The 1640-nt window shown below is 40.7% G+C and carries 2 protein-coding genes; both read right to left on the bottom strand.

The genetic code is table 11. From position 1 onward, the window contains the following. A partial coding sequence (locus tag VK159_RS18280) for a ComEC family competence protein (protein ID WP_324231610.1) occupies positions 1–908 on the bottom strand: 908 nt, incomplete at its 3' end. Between the two features lie 149 nt (positions 909–1057). After that, on the bottom strand, positions 1058–1528 hold the full coding sequence (locus VK159_RS18275; RefSeq protein WP_324231609.1) for a DinB family protein: 471 nt from the start codon (positions 1526–1528) through the stop codon (positions 1058–1060). Between the last annotated feature and the right edge of the window lie 112 nt (positions 1529–1640).

The following is a 1640-nucleotide window of genomic DNA, read 5'->3' as shown; positions in this document are numbered from 1 at the left end:
AACAATGTAATGATCAAAACAGCTTTTATTATTTTCAGCCGTTTTTTTCTGTTCAAACCTTTTAAAAGAAACATCAATAAGCCATAGATCAAACCAAGATGCATACCACTTACTGCAATGATATGTACAACACCTGTGTTGCTGTATGCCTGCACCAGGTCCCTGTCGAGATCATCACGGTAGCCGATGAGTAATGCTTCTGCAATACTGCTTTCCATATCGCCTTTTACATGCTTGCGGATCGTTTGCAGAATATAAGTTCTGAACTCATACATCTTTTTATAGAAGAGAGTTGTTTGTTGCTGCGGTATTTTTTTATACTCATCTGCTTTTACAAACAGTTGATGTGTAATGCTGTTGAACAAAGCATATCGCTTGTAATCGAACCCGCCGGGATTGCCTGCATTTTTTATTTCCTGCAAATTGCTGCGAACAAGAATTACATCGCCATATTGCAATGAAGGTGCAATACTGTCTTTTCGAAAATAGATCATTGCCCTGCCTGTTACCTTTCTTGCTTTTTGCTGATGATAAACAACACTGATCTCACCGAGTGCTTTGTATGTTTTCTCCCGTTCGCTCAATGGTTCAAGTAAACGGAGTTGCACCACATCGCCTTCTTCATAAAAATGCCCGGCCCAGTTTGGTTGATGTGGTTTTTGTTGCAGCCAAACAAGTGCAATGCCGAGTGAAATGAAAATGATGTTGAAGGAAAGACCATCAAGCCAACTGTTATAAAAACGGCTTCGTTCGCCACTGAACTGCAGGTAAAGAAAGAATGGGAGAGCAACTACTGCTGCGATCAAAGCAATTTGCCAATGCAACGAAAAATACCAGCCTGCTAAAATGCCGGCACTTAACGGAATGATAATGCGTAGGAAGGGGATGTTTTTCCAGACAGGGATCATCAGCAACTATTTCCGGCAAAATAGCAACTGACATTTCGAAAGGACAGGGGGATTTAACCCTTTTTTGCAAGAGAGTTGCTCACGGATTTCACAGATAACAAGGATGAGATACAAAAATCTGTAAACATCCGTGCAATCTGTGAGCTATATTATTCGCCTAATAGATTTTTCAGGTAGGCGATCTGACCGAGGTGGTAAATGTTATGTTGTATCAACCCATTCAACATAAAACGGAAATTATATTCACGGTAATCGACCATCTCTTTTAAAAAAGCATCGTCTTTGGTTTGTAGTTCAGCAAAAATCTGTTTGTGAATTTGCTCAAACTCGTTCAATCCTTTTTCCCAGGTATGAATTTTTGGGTCGATCATGCGCCAATCCATTGCTTCGGCTGTTTTGAGATCGTAGTCCTGTTTGTTTTGCAAACGGCTTAAGGTAAACTCAGACCAAGTGATCATGTGATACAATATTTCAATGGCTGCATGCGAATTTTTTGGGTTGATGTACACCACTGCAGGATGAATTTTGCGCAGCATGGGCATTACTGCTTCGCCATACCAAGGCTGACCGGTTAACACTCGTTCGAGATTACTGATGATCGATTGCACTTCTTTGTTCATACTTCTAAGTTAAGAAGAATAGAAGCTTTCTGCAATGGAGAACAAGAGTGCGACGCAACAGGTGATGCTATGAAATGCGGGTGCCGGAAACAAAAAAATATTTAGCCGGAAA

The sequence above is a fragment of the Lacibacter sp. genome, from assembly GCF_035299325.1.
In the GTDB taxonomy this organism is placed as follows: domain Bacteria; phylum Bacteroidota; class Bacteroidia; order Chitinophagales; family Chitinophagaceae; genus Lacibacter.
Note: the sequence above shows the minus strand (reverse complement) of the source record. Positions and strands in the feature narration are given on the sequence as shown.